The organism is Neoroseomonas oryzicola, from assembly GCF_012163135.1.
GTDB lineage: Bacteria > Pseudomonadota > Alphaproteobacteria > Acetobacterales > Acetobacteraceae > Neoroseomonas > Neoroseomonas oryzicola.
The window spans coordinates 587,344-602,435 of the sequence record NZ_JAAVUP010000003.1; the positions used below are offsets into that span (position 1 = coordinate 587,344).

12 protein-coding genes are annotated in these 15,092 nt (G+C 72.6%); 6 read left to right on the forward strand and 6 right to left on the reverse strand.

Annotation, left to right across the window (positions count from 1 at the left end; genetic code table 11):
* Positions 1-23 precede the first annotated feature (23 nt).
* Positions 24-2,843, reverse strand: coding sequence for a [protein-PII] uridylyltransferase (locus GWK15_RS14350; protein WP_168042005.1), 2,820 nt, complete (start codon positions 2,841-2,843; stop codon positions 24-26).
* A 15-nt stretch (positions 2,844-2,858) separates the two neighbouring features.
* On the reverse strand, positions 2,859-5,540 hold the full coding sequence (mutS, locus tag GWK15_RS14355) for a DNA mismatch repair protein MutS (protein ID WP_168042006.1): 2,682 nt from the start codon (positions 5,538-5,540) through the stop codon (positions 2,859-2,861).
* Positions 5,541-5,567: 27 nt separating this feature from the next.
* Here mutS and GWK15_RS14360 point away from each other — a divergent pair, with 27 nt between their 5' ends.
* The 5 genes from GWK15_RS14360 (at position 5,568) to GWK15_RS14380 (ending at position 12,059) form a co-directional block, all read left to right on the forward strand.
* Positions 5,568-5,987, forward strand: coding sequence for a VOC family protein (locus GWK15_RS14360; RefSeq protein WP_168042007.1), 420 nt, complete (start codon positions 5,568-5,570; stop codon positions 5,985-5,987).
* Positions 5,988-6,064: 77 nt separating this feature from the next.
* Positions 6,065-7,642 (forward strand): ABC transporter substrate-binding protein, encoded by a 1,578-nt coding sequence (locus GWK15_RS14365; RefSeq protein ID WP_168042008.1) that lies wholly within the window; start codon positions 6,065-6,067, stop codon positions 7,640-7,642.
* Positions 7,643-7,651: 9 nt separating this feature from the next.
* Positions 7,652-9,205 (forward strand): bifunctional aspartate transaminase/aspartate 4-decarboxylase, encoded by a 1,554-nt coding sequence (locus tag GWK15_RS14370; protein ID WP_168042009.1) that lies wholly within the window; start codon positions 7,652-7,654, stop codon positions 9,203-9,205.
* A gap of 116 nt (positions 9,206-9,321) precedes the next feature.
* Positions 9,322-11,622: an NADP-dependent malic enzyme gene (locus GWK15_RS14375; protein ID WP_168042010.1), complete on the forward strand. Its 2,301-nt coding sequence runs from the start codon at positions 9,322-9,324 to the stop codon at positions 11,620-11,622.
* The gene (locus GWK15_RS14380; protein WP_168042011.1) at positions 11,619-12,059 is read left to right on the forward strand and encodes a DUF488 family protein, N3 subclade; all 441 of its coding nucleotides are present in this window, start codon (positions 11,619-11,621) and stop codon (positions 12,057-12,059) included. Before GWK15_RS14375 ends, GWK15_RS14380 begins: the two co-directional genes overlap by 4 nt.
* A gap of 13 nt (positions 12,060-12,072) precedes the next feature.
* On the opposite strand, the gene GWK15_RS14385 is transcribed toward GWK15_RS14380, so the two are convergent.
* From GWK15_RS14385 to GWK15_RS14400, 4 genes are all read right to left on the reverse strand, one after another.
* The gene (locus GWK15_RS14385; RefSeq protein WP_168042012.1) at positions 12,073-12,393 is read right to left on the reverse strand and encodes a hypothetical protein; all 321 of its coding nucleotides are present in this window, start codon (positions 12,391-12,393) and stop codon (positions 12,073-12,075) included.
* Positions 12,394-12,478: 85 nt separating this feature from the next.
* Positions 12,479-12,871 carry a hypothetical protein gene (locus tag GWK15_RS14390; RefSeq protein ID WP_168042013.1) on the reverse strand — a complete coding sequence of 131 codons (393 nt, stop codon included), beginning with the start codon at positions 12,869-12,871 and terminating at the stop codon, positions 12,479-12,481.
* A 77-nt stretch (positions 12,872-12,948) separates the two neighbouring features.
* Complete coding sequence (locus GWK15_RS14395; protein ID WP_168042014.1) at positions 12,949-13,149, reverse strand: hypothetical protein; 201 nt, start codon at positions 13,147-13,149, stop codon at positions 12,949-12,951.
* Between the two features lie 61 nt (positions 13,150-13,210).
* The gene (locus tag GWK15_RS14400) at positions 13,211-14,188 is read right to left on the reverse strand and encodes a Bug family tripartite tricarboxylate transporter substrate binding protein (protein ID WP_168042015.1); all 978 of its coding nucleotides are present in this window, start codon (positions 14,186-14,188) and stop codon (positions 13,211-13,213) included.
* 140 nt (positions 14,189-14,328) lie between these two features.
* Here GWK15_RS14400 and GWK15_RS14405 point away from each other — a divergent pair, with 140 nt between their 5' ends.
* A complete protein-coding gene (locus GWK15_RS14405; protein ID WP_168042016.1) occupies positions 14,329-14,985 on the forward strand; it encodes an EI24 domain-containing protein in 657 nt (218 codons plus the stop codon).
* The last annotated feature ends 107 nt before the right edge of the window (positions 14,986-15,092 follow it).

The following is a 15,092-nucleotide window of genomic DNA, read 5'->3' on the forward strand; positions in this document are numbered from 1 at the left end:
CGCCTGAAGGCGCGGCGTCGGCTTCAGGCCTTCTCCGCCGCTGCCCGCGGCCCCACGCCGCCACCGCCCGGCGCCTCCGCGCTTTCCAGCGCCTTCTCCAGCGCCTTGCGCAGCGTGCCGAGCTTGCGCTCGTTCTCGACCTTCAGGCCGAAGACGTCCTTCACGTAGAAGACGTCGACCGCGCGCACGCCATAGGTGGTGATGTGCGCCGAGGCGATCTGCAGCCCCTGGTCGCTGATCGCCGCCGTGACGTCGTGCAGCAGGCCCGGCCGGTCGCGCCCGTTCACCTCGATGACGGTGTGGGTGTTGGATGCGTGGTTGTCGATCACGACGCGCGGCGGGACGGTCACGGCGCGCAGCCGCGCGGGTTCGCGCTTCAGCTTGCGGATCTCGTCGCGCAGCCGCAGCCGGCCCGACAGCGCCTGCTCGATCAGCACGGACAGCCGCGCGAGGCGGTGCGGTGCCTCGAAGGCGCCGCCCTGGGCGTCCTGCACCCAGAAGGTGTCGAGCGCCATGCCGTCGGTCATGGTGTGGATGCGCGCATCGACGATCGATGCGCCCGCGACCGCGAGCGCGCCCGCGATCTTGCTGAACAGGCCCGGATGGTCGGTGCAGTAGACCGTCACCTCGGTCACCGCGCGGCTGTCGAGGACGCGGGTGCGGACCGTGAGCGGCGCCTTCTCCTCCTTCGCCTCCTGGATCATGGCGGCGTGGCGGGCATGGGTCTCGGGGTCGAAGGACAGCCAGTAGCCGGGGTAGCCGAGCTCGAGGAAGGCATCGACCTCGGCCTTGGGCCGGTCGGCGAGCAGAAGTGCCGCGGCTTCCTTGGCGCGGGCGACGCGCACGTCGCGCTCGGGCACCGAGAGCCCACCGGCGAGCACTTCGGCCACGCGCCAGTACAGCTCGCGCAGCAGCGTCGCCTTCCAGTTGTTCCACACCTTCGGCCCGACGGCGCGCATGTCCGCGACCGTGAGGACCAGCAGCAGGCGGAGCCGTTCGGGCGACTGAACCACCTCGGCGATGTCGAGGATGGTCTTGGGGTCCTCGATGTCGCGCTTGAAGGCGGTCTGGCTGATCAGCAGGTGATGCAGCACGAGCCAGGAGACGGTCTCGGTCTCCTCCGGCGTCAGGCCGAGCAGCGGGCAGATCTGCTGGGCGAGCTGCGCGCCGGTCTCGGAATGGTCGCCGCCGCGGCCCTTCGCGATGTCGTGCAGCAGCACCGCGACATAGAGCGCGCGGCGCGACTGCAGCTGCCCGATCAGTTCCGAGGCGACCGGGGCGATTTCGCCGAGCTCGTTGCGCTCGAGCGCGCCGAGCACGCCCACCGCCTCGATGGTGTGCTCGTCGACGGTGTAGACATGGTAGGTGTCGAACTGCATCAGCCCGACGATGCGCTGCCAGTCCGGCAGCAGGCGGGAGATCAGCCCGGCCTCGTTCAGCAGCCTGAGCCAGGTCGCCGGATCGCGGCCCGAAAGCAGGTCGAGAAACTCGGCACTCGCCTCCTTCTCCCCGCGCAGCCGCGCGACGTGGCGCGCATGGCGGACGATGGCGCGGAAGGCGAGCGGATGGATGTCGAGCCCGCGGTCCCGCGCCATGCGGAAGATCCGCAGCATCAGCACCGGGTCGATGGTGAAGTCGTGGCCCGGGGCCGCGATGATCTTGCCGTCGGCAAGCGCGAAGCCCGCCTCGGTCAGCGCCTTGTCCGAGGCCGGCACCACGGCGGGCGGGCCGAGCGAGGCGCGCTCGATCGCCGGTTCCAGGATGCGGGTGAAGCGCGCGACTTCCCGGACGTTGAGGAAGAAGTGCTTCATGAAGCGTTCGACGCCGTCCTGCAGGCCGTGGCGCGTGTAGCCCATGCGGGCGCCGACGACGGGCTGCAGGTCGAAGGTCAGGCGTTCCTCGGCGCGGCCGGTCACCAGGTGCAGGTGGAAGCGGACGGTCCAGAAGAAGTCCCAGGCGCGCTTGATGGCGCGCGCCTCCTCGGGCAGCAGCAGGCCGCCGCCCGGCGTGTGCGCGCCGACCAGCTCGGGCATGCGCTGCACGTTGAAGGCATAGCGCGCGAGCCAGTAGAGCGTCTGCAGGTCGCGCAGTCCGCCGCGACCTTCCTTGACGTGGGGTTCGACCAGGAAGGCGCTCTCGCCGTAGCGGGCGTGGCGCTGGTGGCGCTCGGCGCGCTTGGCCGCGAGGAAGGGCTTGAGGCCCCATTCCGCGCGCGCCTTGCGGAAGGCCTCGGCGAAGCGTTCGAAGATGCCGGCCTCGCCGGCGATGTGACGGGCGTCGAGCAGCGCGGTCAGCACCGTCGCGTCGCCCTTGGCATCCACCAGGCAGTCATGGCGCGACCGCGTGGCGTGCCCGACCTTCAGCCCGAGGTCCCACAGCAGGTAGAGCATGAACTCGACCGACTGCTTGCCGCGCGGGCTCATCGCCGCATCGGTCAGGAACAGCAGGTCGATGTCCGAGAAGGGGGCGAGCACGCCGCGCCCGTAGCCGCCGGTCGCGACCAGCGCCCAGGGCTTGTCGCCGGGCGCGGGCGGGATCGTCGCCTCGGTGTAGGCGTGGATGCCGACCATCACCGTGTCGGTCATGGCAGCGAGCCAGCGCGCGGCGGCGAGGCCGGAGATGTCGTGCGCCTCGAAGGCCTGCTGGACGCGGTTCTGGATGCGGCCGAGATGGCGGCGCAGCAGCGTCACGGCTTCGTCGCGCGGCACCGGCCGGCCATTGGGCATCAGGTCGGCGATCAGCGAGGCGAAGACGACAGGGGGTTCCCCCGCCACGGGAGCCGGCCGGGGGGCCGGACCCTCGGCGGATCCAGCGGTCGGGCCGGCGTCGTCCAGGGATGTCATCGATCCGTAGACTATCTACTCCGCGCCGGGAGGGACAGGCCCCAGCAGCGATTTCAGGCGGTAGATCGCATCGAGCGCCTCTCGCGGGCTGAGCGAGTCCGCATCGATCTCCGCCAGTGCGGCGAGCGCGGGGCTCGCGGCCGGGGCCTCGGCCGGCGGCGCGGCGGCGGGCCGGGCGAACAGCGGCAGTTCGTCCGACAGCGGATCGAGGCCGCGCGCCCGGGCTTCCAGCGCCTTCAGCACTTCCTGCGCGCGCATCAGCACCGGGCGCGGCACCCCGGCCAGGCGGGCGACGTGCACGCCCCAGGATTTCTCGGCCGCGCCCGGGCCCACGCGGTGCTCGAAGACCACCTCGCCGCGCCATTCGCGCACCTGCATGTGGGCGGGCGCGAGTTCCGGAAGTTTGCCCGCCAGCGCCGTCAATTCATGGAAATGGGTGGCGAAGATGGTGCGGCAGCGGATGCGGTCGTGCAGCGCCTCCAGCACCGACCAGGCGATGGCGAGCCCGTCCCAGGTCGCGGTGCCACGCCCGACCTCATCCAGCACGACAAGCGATCGCGAGGTCGCCTGGTTCAGGATCGCCGCCGTCTCGGCCATCTCGACCATGAAGGTCGACCGGCCGCCGGCGATGTCGTCCGCCGCGCCGACGCGGGAGAACAGGCGGTCCGTGAGCCCCAGCCGGGCGCGTTCCGCCGGCACGAAGAGCCCCGCCTGGGCGAGGATGACCAGCAGCGCGTTCTGCCGCAGGAAGGTCGACTTGCCGGCCATGTTCGGGCCGGTGAGCAGGCAGAGCCGCCGCCCCGCCGAGAGGTCGCAATCGTTCGGCACGAAGGCCGGGCCGCGCGCGCGGGCGAGGGCGGCTTCCACCACCGGATGGCGGCCCGCCACCACGGCGAAGTCCGCGCGGTCGGTCACCTCCGGTCGGCACCAGGTCCCGTCGGCGGCCAGTTCGGCCGCCGCGGCATGGACGTCGAGTTCCGCCATCGCCGCCGCAGTCGACGCGATGCCAGGCGCGGCGGCGAGGCACAGCCGGCGCAGATGCTGCGCGACCATGCGTTCCCGCTTCGCCGCCTGCTCCCCGGCCTCCGCCACGCGGCGGTCCAGTTCGGCGAGCGCGGTGCAGGTGAAGCGCATCGCATTCGCCATGGTCTGGCGATGGACCGGCGCGTGCGGGCCGTCCTTCGCACCTTCGCGCAGCAGCTTCTCCCCGGCGGCGGCGGGCACTTCCGCGAGGAAGCCGAATTGCTGGTGGTGGCGGATCTTCAGGCTCGCCACGCCCCAGGCCTGGGCCAGGTCCATCTGCAGGGCCGCGATCGCGTCCCGCGCGCCGTCCCGCAGGCGCCGCAGGGCATCGAGTTCCCCGTCATAGCCGGTGGCCACCAGGCCGCCATCCTCGAGCCGCGCGGGCAGCGGGTCGGCCAGCGCGCGGGCGAGTTCGGCGCGCGGGCCGTCGGCCGGCACCAGCGCGGTGCGCGCGGCAACGACCAGCGGCGGGATCGGCGGTGCGGCGGTCACGGCATCGAGTGCGGCCGCCATGGCCTCGGCCCGCCCCAGCCCGTCGCGGATGGCGCCGAGGTCGCGCGGCGCGAAGCGATCCAGCGACAGCCGCGCCAGCGCGCGGGCCATGTCTGGCGCCCCCTTCAGCGCCGCGCGCAGCGCGCCGCGCACCGCCTCGGCCGCCAGCAGGAAATCCACCGCGTCGTGGCGCGCGGCGATCGGCGCCGCCTCGGCCAGCGGTGCGGCGAGCCGCGCGGCGAGTTCCCGCGCGCCGGCCGCCGTCACCGTGCGGTCCACCGCGCCGAGCAGCGAATGGCGCGGGTCGCCGCGCTCGCTGCGCAGGATCTCGAGGCTGCGGCGCGTCGCGCCGTCCATCTGCAGCACGCCGCGCCCGCCCGAGGGCACCGGCGGCGCGAGGCGCGGCAGCGCACCCGCCTGGGTCAGCCGCACATAGTCCACCGCCATCGCCGCTGCGGCGACTTCCTCGGGTACGAAGGCGCCGAAGCCTTCCAGCGTCGAGACGCCGAAAGCCTCCGCGAGCCGCCGTGTCCCGTCGCGCGGGGGCGCGACATGGGCGGTGCGTTCGGCGAGCATCAGCAGCGCCGGGCTGCGGGCCAGGTCCTCGGGCGCGAGGATCTCCGCGGGTTCGAGCCGGGCCAGCAGCGCGGCCAGGTCCACGGCGGCCAGGCTCTCGGTGCCGAAGGCGCCGGTGGTCACGTCGAGCCAGGCGGCCCCCAGCCGATCCTCCGCCGGCGCGAGGGCCAGCAGCCAGGCGGGGCGCGAGGCCTCGAGCAGCGATTCCTCGGTCACCGTGCCGGGGGTGACGATCCGCACCACCTCGCGCCGGATGGTCGGCGCCTTGCGGCGCTTCTGCTCCTCGGGCGTCTCGGTCTGGTCGCAGATGGCGACGCGGAAGCCCTGGCGGATCAGTTTCGCGAGGTAGGATTCCACCGCATGGGCCGGCACGCCGCACAGCGCGACCTTCTCGCCGCGATGCTCGCCCCGGTAGGACAGCGCGATGTCGAGCGCCGCGGCGGCGATCTCGGCATCGCCGAACAGCATCTCGAAGAAGTCGCCCATGCGGAAGAAGATCAGCGCGTCCGGATGCGCGGCCTTGGCGACGAACCATTGCGCCAGCGCCGGGGTCGCGCCCTCGGCGGGTGGAATCGGCTTGCTCTCGAGGGGCGAGGGGGCTGACATGCCCTGGCTCTAGACCGGAAACCGGCGATGAGGGAGGGCGAGATGCAGCTCGAAGGGCTCGACCACGCGAACCTGCGGTGCCGTCCGCAGGACCTGCCAGCCGCTCTGGCCTTCTATCGCGACCTGCTGGGCCTGCAGGAAGGGCCGCGGCCGAACTTCGATTTCCCGGGGCATTGGCTCTATGCCGGGGGGCGGCCGATCCTGCACCTCGCCTCCCGCGACACGGTCGGGCCGCCGGAAGGCCCGGCCCATGGCGCCTCCTTCGAGCACATCGCCTTCCGCGCGAAGGACCTGCCCGGGGTGCGGGCGGCGCTGGCCGACCGCAAGATCGCCTATGCCGAGGCGCCGCTGCCCGGCTTCCCGCTGCACCAGCTCTTCCTCACCGACCCGTTCGGGCTGCGGGTGGAACTGACCTTCGACATGACGGACCCGTCCAACGCCGCCTGACGCGCGGGTTCCCCTTCCTCCGCCCGCGGCCTAGCCTGCCCCGGGAGGGCGCGCCACGACGCCCGAGGAGGATGTCCATGATCCGTCGCCGTACCCTGTTCGCCGCCGGCGCCGCGGGGATGCTCGCCGCGCCCGCGCTCGGCCAGAACAGCCGCGCCAGCACGCTGCGCTTCATCCCGCAGGCCAATCTCAGCGTGCTCGACCCGATCTTCACCACGGCGACCGTCACCGGCAACCACGGCTACTACGTCTACGACACGCTCTACGGCGTGGACGAGAAGCTGGCGCCCAAGCCCCAGATGGTCGAGGCGCACGAGACCTCCGCCGACGGGCTGACCTGGAAGTTCCGCCTGCGTCCCGGGCTGCGCTTCCACGACGACACGCCGGTCCGCTCCGCGGACTGCATCGCCTCGATCAAGCGCTGGTGCGCGCGCGAGCCCTTCGGGCAACTCCTCGCCCGCGTGACGGAGGAATGGAGCGCCGTCGACGACCGCACCTTCCAGGTGCGGCTGAAGCGCAGCTTCCCGCTGATGCTCGACGCGCTCGCCAAGCCCGATTCCTCGACGCTGTTCATCATGCCCGAGCGCCTGGCCAGCACCGATCCGGGCCGCGCGGTGACCGAGGTGGTCGGCTCCGGCCCCTTCCGCTTCCTGCCCGGCGAGTACAATTCCGGCAGCAAGGTGGTCTACGAGAAGTTCGCCGGCTACGTGCCGCGGCAGGAGGCGCCGTCCTGGACCTCGGGTGCCAAGGTCGCGAACTTCCAGCGCATCGAGTGGCACATCCTGCCCGATGCCGCGACCGCCGCGGCCGCGCTGCAGAACGGCGAGATGGACTGGTGGGAGCGCCCGCACCCCGACCTCGGCCCGCTGCTCGCCCGGTCGCGCGACGTGCGGCGCGAGGTGACCGACCCGCTCGGGCGCCTCGCGGTGATGCGCATGAACTGCCTGCATCCGCCCTTCGACGATCCGCGCGTCCGCAAGGCGGTGCGGCTGTCCGTCGCGCAGGAGGAATACATGCGCGCCTCGCGCGGCGATGCGCGGGAGGACTGGGACCTCTGCCGCAGCCTCTGGCCGCGCGGCACGCCCTATTACCGCGACGAGGGCGAGGCGATGATGCCCGGGAACCTCGACCGCGCGCGCGCCGCGCTGCGGGAGGCCGGCTACGCCGATCAGAAGGCGGTCATCATCAACCCGACCGACTTCCCCGACATCGGCCCGCTCGGCCAGGTCTCCGCCGACCGGCTGAAGCGCATCGGCATGAACATCGAACTGGCCGAGACCGACTGGGGCACCGTGGTCCAGCGCCGCAACAACCGCGAGACGATCGACAAGGGCGGCTGGTCGATGCTGCACACGACCGGCGGCGCCACGGCCTGGGCCAATCCCGCGCTGTCCTTCCTGGTGCGCGGGCAGGGGCTGCGCGGGTGGTTCGGCTGGTGGCGCAACGACCGCGCCGAGGAACTCGCCGAGGCCTGGCTCTTCGCCACCGACGCGGACCGGCAGAAGGCGCTGGCGACCGAGCTCGGCACGCTCGCGCTCGAGGACGTCTCCTTCGTTCCGCTCGGGCAGTTCCGCATCCGCACCGCCTTCCGCCGCGACATCAGCGGCATCCTGGAGGGCTCCTCGCCCTATCCGTGGAACGTGCGGCGGGGGTAGCGCGCGGCGATGGAGGCCGAGGCCTTCCGCCGCTTCGAGCGGATGAGCCCGTTCGAGATCAAGGACGAGCTGATCCGCCGCGCCCATCGCGGCCGGGTCTTCCTCAATGCCGGGCGCGGCAATCCGAACTGGATCGCGACGCGCCCGCGCGAGGCCTTCTTCACCCTGGGCCGCTTCGCCCTGCAGGACTGCCGCCGTGGCGGCGAATTCGCCGAGGGCCTGGCCGCGGCGCCGGCGCGGGAGGGCATCGCCGCCCGCCTCGCCGCCGCCCTGGCCGACGGCCCGCCCGGCGCGGACCTGCTGCGCGCCGCGGTCGACGGCGCGGGCGGCGACCCCGATGCGCTGGTGCATGAACTCGCCTGCGCGACGCTCGGCGACACCTATCCGCAGCCGCCGCGGATGCTGCCGCAGGCCGAGCGCATCGTCGCCGCCTATCTGCGCCTCGTGCTCGGCGGGCCCGAGGCGCCCTTCGACCTCTTCGCCACCGAGGGCGGGACGGCAGGCATCTGCGACGTCTTCCGGTCCCTGCGGGCGAACGGGCTGCTCGCGCCGGGCGATGCGATCGCCATCGGCACGCCGGTCTTCACGCCCTATCTCGAGATCCCGCACCTCGCCGACTACGCGCTGCGCGTGCTGCCGATGGAAGCGGCCGGGGATCGGCGCTTCCAGTATCCCGAGGCCTCGCTGCGGCTGCTCGAGGATCCGTCGATCAAGGCGCTGCTGCTGGTCAATCCGGGCAACCCCACCTCGGTCGCCATCGCGCCGGAGGGCATGGCGCGGATCGCGGCCATCGTGCGCGGGAAGCGGCCCGACCTGCTGATCGTCACCGACGACGTCTACGCGACCTTCGTGCCGGGCTTCCGTTCGCTGTTCTCCGAACTGCCGCGTAACACCGTCGCGCTCTACTCCTTCTCGAAATACTTCGGCTGCACCGGGTGGCGGCTCGGCGTCGTCGCGGTGGCGCGGGACAACGTGGTCGACGCCGCGCTGGCGGCGCAGCCAGGGGCGCTGGCGGAGGCGCGCTACGCCTCGCTCTCCCCGGCGCCGCGGGAGATGCGCTTCATCGACCGCATGGTTGCCGACAGCCGCGACGTGGCGTTGAACCACACCGCCGGGCTCTCCCTGCCGCAGCAGGCGATGATGACGCTCTTCGCGCTGGCGGAACTGACCGATGGCGACCAGGACTACCGCCGCGCGGTGAATGCGCTGCTGCATCGGCGCTCGGCCGCCTTCGCGGGCGCGCTCGGCTTCGATCCGGAGCGCAACCCGCTCTTCGACCACTATTACGGGCTGCTCGACCTCGATTTCTGGATGCGCACCCATCTGGGGGAGGCGGTGGCGGCCTGGATGCGGGCGAATGTCCATCCGCTCGACATCGCCTTCCGCCTGGCGGAGGAGCACGGGATCGTGCTGCTGCCCGGCGGCGGCTTCCATGCCCCGGGATGGTCGGCGCGCGTGTCCTTCGCCAACCTGCCCTGCGAGGCCTATGCCGGCATCGGCGCGGCGCTGCGCGCGGTGGTCGGCCACTACGAGACCGCCTGGCGCGCCGCCGGGGCGGGGTAGGCCCGCTTAGCCCCGCAAAGCCCTACCGCGCCTGCGAAGCCGGGGGGTCGCCGCGCCTTCCGCGGGGCGGCAGAATGGTGTCTTTCCAACGCTGATCACCTGGAACGAATCGCACCATGGACGACGTGAAGCAGCCGCCCGCCGAGGACACGCGCACCACCCGCGTGACGGCCGAGGAGGCGCTTGCCCTGCATGCCGAGGGCCGGCCCGGCAAGCTCGAGATCCGCCTGACCAAGCCGCTGATCACCGCGCGCGACCTCTCGCTGGCCTATTCGCCGGGCGTCGCCGAGCCCTGCCTGCACATCCACCGCGACCCCAAGCTCGCCTACGACTACACGGCGAAGGGGAACTTCGTCGCCGTCATCTCGAACGGCACGGCGGTGCTCGGCCTCGGCAACCTCGGTGCGCTGGCGTCGAAGCCGGTGATGGAAGGCAAGGTCGCGCTGTTCAAGCGCTTCGCGGATGTCGACGGCATCGACCTGTGTGTCGACACCGAGGACGTGGACGCCTTCGTCAACTCGGTGCGCTACCTCGCACCCTCCTTCGGGGGCATCAACCTCGAGGACATCAAGGCGCCGGAGTGCTTCGTCATCGAGCAGCGCCTGCGCGAGCTGATGGACATCCCGGTCTTCCACGACGACCAGCACGGGACCGCCATCGTCGCCGCCGCCGGCCTGATCAACGCCATCCACCTGACCGGGCGCGACATCGCCACCACGCGCCTTGTCATCAACGGCGCCGGCGCGGCCTCGATCGCCTGCGCCGAGCTGGTGAAGGCGATGGGCATGCGGCCCGAGAACGTCATGCTCTGCGACACCAAGGGCGTCATCTACCGTGGCCGCACCGAGGGCATGAACCAGTGGAAGTCCGCCCATGCGGTGACGACCTCCGCGCGGACCCTGGCCCAGGCGCTGGACGGCGCCGACGTCTTCTTCGGCCTCTCGGTGAAGGGCGCGCTGACGCCCGACATGGTCCGTGCCATGGCGCCGAAGCCGATCATCTTCGCCATGGCCAACCCCGACCCCGAGATCACGCCGGACGAGGCGCGCGCCGCGCGGCCGGACTGCATCATCGCGACGGGGCGGTCGGACTACCCGAACCAGGTCAACAACGTCCTCGGCTTCCCCTTCATCTTCCGCGGCGCGCTCGACGTCCGCGCGTCCACCATCAACGACGCGATGAAGATCGCCGCCGCCCAGGCCCTGGCGATGCTGGCGCGCGAGGATGTGCCGGAGGAGGTGGCGGGCGCCGGCGCGGGCAAGGCGCTGCGCTTCGGCCCCGAATACATCATCCCCAACGCCTTCGACCCGCGGCTGATCTCCCGCGTCTCGCCCGCCGTCGCCAAGGCGGCGATGGACAGCGGCGTGGCGCGCCGGCCGATCATGGATCTGCAGCGCTATGCGCGGGACCTCGCGAACCGGCTCGACGCCACGGTCGGCGCGCTCGAGGCGATCTCGGAATCCGTGCGCAACAACCCCCGCCGCGTCGTCTTCGCCGAGGGCGAGGAGGAGAAGGTGATCCGCGCCGCGATCGCCTTCCGCAACGCCGGCTACGGCACGCCGGTGCTGGTCGGGCGCGAGGACCGCATCAACGCCATCACCGCCGCGCTGGGCATCCCGCTACCGGCGGGGATCGAGATCCACAATGCGCGGCTGTCGGATTCCAATCGCCGCTATGCCGAATACCTGTATGCCAAGCGCCAGCGCGACGGCTTCCTGCTGCGCGACTGCCAGCGCCTGGTGAACCAGGACCGCAACGTCTTCGCCGCCTGCATGGTCGCGAACGGCGATGCGGATGCGATCGTGACGGGCAGCACGCGGTCCTTCTCGGTGGCGATGGAGGGCATCTCCATGGCGATCGACCAGGTGCCGGGACGCGTCGTCTTCGGGCTGTCCATCATCGTCTCCCGCCGCGCCGGCACCGTGCTGGTGGCCGACACGGCGGTGCACGAACGCCCGGATGCCGAGACGCTCGCGGGCATCGCGCGCGGATCGGCCGCGGCGGCGCGCCGGCTCGGCCTCGAACCGCGCGTCGCGTTCCTGTCCTTCTCGACCTTCGGCGATCCGCGCGGGACCATCCCGGGATCCATCCGCGACGCGGTGAAGCTGCTCACCGAACGGGGCGCGGATTTCGAGTTCGACGGGGAGATGGCGGCGGACGTGGCGCTCGATCCGGGGCTGCGGGCCGCCCTCTATCCCTTCTCGCGCCTCACCGGGCCGGCGAACATCCTGATCATGCCGGGCCTGCACGCCGCGCACATCCTGACGCGGTCGGTGCCGCGGCTGACCAGCGCTACGGTGATCGGCCCGCTGCTGACAGGCCTGACGCATTCGGCGCAGATCGTGCCGATGCAGGCGGGGGTGAACCAGATCCTCGACGTCGCCTGCCTCGCCGCCCACGCCTCGACCATCAAGTGAGCGGCGCCGGCGAGGTCCTGACGATCGGCTATGAGCGTGGCACGCCCGCCACGCTCATCGCCGCGCTGAAGGCCGCCGGCGTGCAGCGCCTGGTCGATGTCCGGGCGCTCGCCAACAGCCGCAAGCCGGGCTTCGCCAAGGGCGCCCTGTCCGCGGCGCTGGAGGAAGCCGGCATCGGCTATCTCCATCTGCGCGCGCTCGGCACACCGGCGGAAGGGCGGCAGGCGGTGCGGTCCGGCCACCCCGAGGTCATGCGCCGCATCTTCGCCGCGCATCTCGCGGGGACCGAGGCGCAGGCCGCGCTGGCCAACCTCTCGGACCTGGCGCGGCGCGAGAGGGTCTGCCTGCTCTGCCTCGAGGACGATCCGCGCCACTGCCACCGGACCCTGGTAGCCGAGGCGGTGGGGCTGCCGACGACGCACCTGCATCCGGGGTGACGGCGCGGCGCCGTCAGTTGCGCGACAGTTCGATATCCGTCGTCCGCGTGTTGCCGTTCGGCGCCGTGACGCTGCGCGTGCCGCTGTAGGTCCCGTCCTGCACCGTGCCCGACCCGGTCGCGCTGCGCGTGCGCCCGTTCGGGCCGGTCTGCGACGCCTGGCGGGCATAGGCGCCGGAGGAACGGTCATAGGACCGCGTCATGCCACCGCTGGCGGTGCGGCCGCCGGATCCGGCCGCGGTCCAGGACCGGCTGCGCTCCCGCGCCGAGGCCGCGGCGGGGGCGAGGCCGGCCAGGGCGGCAAAAGCCATCATCAGGTGGCGGCGGGCGGTCATGGGGCTCTCCGTCTCGGACGGGAGGAGCCTCGCCGCACCGCTTTACCGGGGAATGACCGGATCGTTTCGAAGTGAAACCGGCTGGTCAGCGGGAAGGTTGGGCGGGCTGGGCCGGCTGGGCGGGTTGCGCCGGCTGCGCGGGCTGGCCGGTGATGCGTTCGCCCTGCCGGGCGGTCCATTCTCCCGCGCCCTGCATCTGCTCCCCGGTCCAGCGCATGGCGCGGCCGAGCGCATTGCCGGTGCTGTCCGCGGCGCGTTCCAGCGCCTGGCCGGTGCTGTCGGCCGCGCGGTCCACGGCCGCGCCGGTCCGTTCGCCCAGGCCGGGCTGCCGTGCGGCCGGCGCACCGGGGGCGGCGGTCGCGCCGGGGCTGGCGGGCTCGGCCGGGCGCGGCACCGGCGGGGGCAGGCTGCCCGCCTGCTGCGCCAGGGCGGGCGCGGCGGCCAGGGCGAGGATCACGGCGGCGGGGACGAGGCGCATCGAAGGCTCCGGCACTCGGGGTCGGTTCCAGATCGCGATGATGCCGCGGCCCCTTGGCGACAACGGGGCAGGCGCGGTCAGTCGCCGAAGGCCCAGCGACCGGCGCGGCGCAGCCGCTCCCCGGTCCAGTTCGCCGCGCGTTCCAGGGCCGATCCGGTGCGCTGCGCGCCGCGCTCGACCGCTTCGCCGGTGCGCTTGGCGCCGCGTTCCACCGCGCGTCCCGCGCGTTGCACCGCACCTTCCGAGGCCGAAGCCGGCAGGGCTGCGGCCGTGGCCATCAGGCCAAGGATCCAGGCTCGCCGTGTCATGACGCCTAGATTGCCCCTCGGGGGCGCCGGGTCAAGAATCCAGCCGGATGCCGAGCTCGCGGATCAGCGGCCGCCAGACCGCGTTCTCCTCCGCCACGAAGGCGTCGAAGGCCGCGGCCGACCAGTCCGTGGTCTGGATGCCGAGGCCCCGTGTGCGCGCCTGCAGCTCCTCCGAGGCCATGGCCCGGACCAGTTCCGCGTTCAGCCGCTGGATCACCGGCGCCGGCACGCCCTTGGGCACGCTCAGCCCCTGCCAGCCGAAGGCCACCGCGTCGTGTCCGAGTTCGCGCATAGTCGGCACCGCCGGCGCCTCGGGCGTGCGCGTCTCGGTCAGCACGGCGAGGGCGCGGACGCGGCCGTCGCGGATAAAGGGCAGGCCGGTCGCGGTGTCGATCATCACAAGATCGACATTGCCGGCGAGCAGGTCCTGCATCGCCGCCTGGCCGCCACGATAGGGCACGTGCTCGGCGGCGAGGCCCGAGCGGCGCTTGACCAGTTCCATCGCGAGATGGTGCGGCGAGGCGACCGCCGGGCTGCCATAGGTCGGCGCCCGCCGCCGGGACGCGGCGAGCAGCGCCGCGAAATCCTGGTATGGCGCATCGGCGCGGCAGACGATGTAGAGCGGGAAGCGCCCGATGAAGCCGACCCCCGTAAGGTCCTTGTCCGGATCGTAGGGCAGGCGGGCGTAGAGCGCCGGGTTGTAGACCAGGATGCCGTTGTCGACGTGCAGCAGCGTCAGCCCGTCGGCCGGCGCGCGGGCGGCGGTCTCGCTGGCCAGCACGGCGCCGCCGCCGGGGCGGTTCTCGACCACGAAGTTCTGGCCGAGCCGCGGGCCCATCTGGCCCGCAACCAGGCGCGCAAAGACGTCCGAGGGGCCGCCGGCGGGATAGCCGACGATCAGGCGCAGCGGACGGTCGGGCCAGGTCTGGGCACGGGCCGGGGCAGAGGTGGCGGCGAGGCCGAGGCCGAGGGCGGCACGGCGCCCGAAGGGCGGAAGGATGGCGGGCATGGCGGGCGGAATGTGCGCCCGGGGCACCGCGGCGCCAAGGGTCGAGGGGGCGCCGCCCCCTCGAGCACCCCCGCCAAAGGCCGAAAGGCCTTTGGAAACCGATACCTGTCCGGACACGGCGGGCCTGCTAAAGCGGGCGGATGGTTGCTGCGGTTCTGCTGGCCTTCGGCCAGATCGGCGATCCGGCGTTTCGCCGGCCACTCATCCTCGGCGTGCTTGGCGCCGCTGTCGCCCTAGGGCTGCTGACCTGGGGGGCGGTCGCGGCGGCGGCCTGGGCCGCGGGCGGACAGGGCTGGCTCGCCTGGATCGCCGAGATCGGCGGCGGCATCGCCGGCGTGCTGCTCGCCTGGTGGCTCTTCCTGCCGGTCGCGGCGGCGATCGCCTCGCAACTCGTCGAGCCCGTCGCGGCCGCGGTGGAACGCCGGCACTACCCCGGCCTCCGGCCCGCCAAGGGCGCCTCGATCGCGGCGCAGGTCGCCTTCGGACTCGGCTTCGGGCTGAAGCTGCTGTTGCTGCAGATCGTGCTGCTGCCGCTGTTCTTCATCCCGCTGCTGGGGTTCGGCCTGGCGCTGCTGATCTCCGCCTATGCGCTCGGCGCGGGAATGGTGGTGCAGACGGCCATGCTCCGCATGGATACGCGTACATCGCATGCCGCCTGGCGGTCGCGCCGCTGGTCCGGCTGGGGGCTGGGACTGATTCTGGCCGGCATGGCGCTGGTGCCGTTTCTCAACCTGCTGGTGCCGGTGATCGGCACCGCAGCCGCCGTGCACCTGCTGCAGCGGTCCACATCATCGTGATCGCGTAAATCCTGGGGATAAGCCCAGGGGCGGCGTTGTGGGCGGTCGAGTCCGCATGCTAGCCCCGAGGCCTCATGCAACCCGACGACGCCAAAGGGGGCTCCACC